Genomic DNA, 3,053 nt, shown 5'->3' with positions numbered 1-3,053 from the left:
GGGCAGCTCTGGGGGAGGGGCGGACAGGCTGTGGACCGGGCTGGCCGTGGCGGTCTGCCCGCGCTGGGCGACCAGCGCCTCGGTCAGGGTCGCCGGGCGGGGGACCGGGGGTCGACACCCTGGCGGGTCGTATCGGCCCGCGTCTGGTCACCCTCGGCGTCACCCGCGCGGGTGACGCCGGCTGCCCGGCCTGGGGATGGCGTCACGGCCGCGAAGCCGGTCACGATGGGCTGTGTCCTCGGCCATGGTCGCTTCCGACGTCCTGTCCGTCCCGCCCGGCCCGCTGCCCCGGGAGGGCGCCGCCTCGCCCGGAGCCCGTCCGGGCCATCCGCTGTGGCGCGCGCGCCCGTACCGGGCCGACGTCTGGCTGGCGATCGGCCTGGCGGTCGCGACGATCACGGTGACACTGGTCTCGTCCGGTCGGGCGCCCTACCACCCGCCGGACGCGGTCACGGCCGCGCTGGCCACGGTGTCCGCGCTGGCGCTGGCCTGGCGGCAGGCCGCGCCGCTCGCCGCGATGGCGGTGACGTCGACGATCGTCGCGGTCAACGCCGCGGCCGGCTACGCCGTCGTGGCCGTCCAGTGGCCAGCGTGGCTGGCCCTGTTCGGCTGCTTCTCGGTGGGCGGCCGTGGTGTCCGGATCGCCAGCACCGCGCTGTGCGTCATGGCCGTCGGCGGCTACGCCCTCTTCGACCGCGGTGCCCTGACGGTCGAGGACATGGCCGGGATCACGATGTCCTTCCTCATCGCGACGGTCGGCGGCGACGCCGCGCGCAGCCGCCGCGCGGTCGCCGCGGCGCAGCACGCCCAGGTCCGCGGCGAGGCACGGGAGCAGGCGCTGGCCGCCGAGCGCCTGCTGCACGAGGAAAGAGGCCGGCTGGCGGGCGAGCTGCACGACGCGCTGGGCCACACCGTGAACGTGATGGTGTTGCAGGCGGGCGTCGCGCGGCGGCTGTTCGCGGAGAACCCGGCCTTCGCCCAGCAGGCGCTCGCCGACATCGAGAACGTGGGCCGGGAGGCGCTGGGCGAGCTGGACCGGATGCTGCGGGTGCTGCATCCGGTCCAGGACCCGCGCCAGGGCGACGAGGGCCTCGACGTGAGTGACGACGACCCGGACGACACCCACGGCCAGGCGGGCGCCCAAGGACTGGCGGCGCTCGCCGACCGGATCCGCGCCACCGGGCGGGAGGTGGACCTCGACGCCGAACCCGTCGACCTGTCGGCGGGCAGCGAGCGGGTGCTGTACCGGATCGTGCGGGAGGCGCTGACCAACGCCGTCCGGCACACCGACACGGGACGGATCCGCGTTCGGGTCAGCCGGGTCGCCGACCAGATCCGGGTCGAGGTGTTCAACGAGGGCGCCGGGTTCGCCTCCCCGGTGCCGGGCCGGGGGCTGATCGGCATGCGGGAGCGGGCCCGGCTCGAGGGCGGGTCGTTCGAGGCCGGACCCGTCGAGGGCGGCTTCCGGGTGCTGGCCACCCTCCCGACGCACCCGGCCACCGGCTCGTGATCACCGTGCTGCTGGCCGACGACGACGGCCTGGTGCGCAGCGGGCTGCGGGCGTTGCTGGACGCCGAGCCGGACATCTGTGTCGCCGCCGAGGCGGCCACCGGAGAGGAGGCGGTGCTGGCGGCACGCAGCTACCGGCCCGACGTCGTGCTCATGGACGTGCGCATGCCCCGTCGGGACGGCGTCTGGGCGACGTCCCAGATCACCAGCTGGCCGCATCCCCGGCCGCGGGTCCTGGTGCTGACCACCTTCGACGTCGACAAGGTGGTCGAGGACGCCCTCGCCGCCGGCGCCGACGGCTTCCTGCTCAAGCGGGCCACCCCTGAGCAGCTGATCGACGGCATCCGGGTGGTCGCCGCGGGCGACGCGCTGGTCGCCCCCGCGGTGACCCGCCGGCTGCTGGCCACGCTCGCCCGCCGTCGCGTGCCCGACCGCGAGCTGCTGACGCGGGCCGACCAGCTGACCGACCGGGAGGCGGAGGTGCTGCGGGCACTGGCCGAGGGCAGGTCGAACACCGAGATCGCGGCCGTCCTGAACCTGTCGGTCGAGACGGTCCGCACCCACGTCAAGCGGATCCTCAGCAAGCTGGGTGTCCGGGACCGCACCCAGGCGGTGGTGTGGGCGTACCGCGCCGGGTTCGTCGACATGACGGCCCCCGGCCCCTGACCCGCACACCGCCCACCTTCCCCCGGTGACCTGGGCCATCCCGGCTTCGAGCGGTTCAGGCACCGGATCACCATCGCCGGTGAGGTGCCCGTCGGTGTCGACGGCCGCCCGTCGCAGCCCCGCGAAGGTTGTGGGGTGCCAGAAGTCGGCTTGGGCCTGTGACCTGGGCTGACGCGGCGGAGCAGGCTGCCGGCATGATGGTCGACTATGTCCATCCGCCTGCTCTATCTGATCTTCGTTCGGGTGTGCGGCTGGCTGGTCCTCCTCGGTCGTTCGTCGGCGTCGAAGGACATCGAGCTGCTCGTGTTGCGGCACGAGGTCGCGGTGCTGCGCCGTACCCAGCCCAAGCCGCGGTGGGACTGGGCGGATCGCGCGGTGCTCGCCGCACTGATCAGGGTTCTCCCCAAGACGCTGCGAGCGCACCGGCTGGTCACCCCCGGCACCGCCCTGCGGTGGCACCGCCGTCTGATCACACGGAAATGGACCCATCCGCAGCGGACGGGACGACCACCGGTCAGCACGGAGATCGCCACCCTCATCGAACGGCTCGCGACCGAGAACACGACGTGGGGGTACCAGCGGATCCAGGGCGAGCTCCTCAAGCTCGGCCACCGGGTGAGCGCCTCCACGATCCGCCGGATCCTGAAGACCCTCGGGCTGCCACCGGCGCCCAGGCGGCAGATCGACACGACGTGGCGGCAGTTCCTGCGCACCCAGGCCTCGACCATGCTGGCCGTCGACTTCTTCCATATGGTGCGACGCGAGGTCGCAATGTGTGAGTGAGCGGAACGAAAGGAGGGTCGACGTGGTCGACGATTCGGCTCCGGGCTAGTGCTCACAGCCCGTCCCCGCCTCCGGCATGCGTCGCGTATGCACTC

Annotated in this window: 2 protein-coding genes and 1 pseudogene; all 3 read left to right on the top strand. The window is 73.6% G+C overall.

The genetic code is table 11. The features are described from left to right. Positions 1 to 244: 244 nt before the first annotated feature. A complete protein-coding gene (locus FMEAI12_RS34325; protein ID WP_235015041.1) occupies positions 245 to 1,510 on the top strand; it encodes a sensor histidine kinase in 1,266 nt (421 codons plus the stop codon). Further along, positions 1,507 to 2,175: a response regulator transcription factor gene (locus FMEAI12_RS34320; RefSeq protein ID WP_112109230.1), complete on the top strand. Its 669-nt coding sequence runs from the start codon at positions 1,507 to 1,509 to the stop codon at positions 2,173 to 2,175. The genes FMEAI12_RS34325 and FMEAI12_RS34320 overlap by 4 nt, the downstream gene beginning before the upstream one ends. A 207-nt stretch (positions 2,176 to 2,382) precedes the next feature. Continuing rightward, positions 2,383 to 2,928, top strand: a pseudogene (locus tag FMEAI12_RS34315) (IS3 family transposase); the annotation flags it as partial. Positions 2,929 to 3,053 lie beyond the last annotated feature (125 nt).

Source organism: Parafrankia sp. Ea1.12 (assembly GCF_900465275.1).
GTDB classification, from domain to species: domain Bacteria; phylum Actinomycetota; class Actinomycetes; order Frankiales; family Frankiaceae; genus Parafrankia; species Parafrankia soli.
This window is presented reverse-complemented; position numbering and strand designations above follow the sequence as displayed.

Coding starts and splice junctions, on each gene's coding strand:
- FMEAI12_RS34325 (WP_235015041.1), top strand. CDS start 245: ATGGTCGCTTCCGACGTCCTGTCCGTCCCGCCCGGCCCGCTGCCCCGG.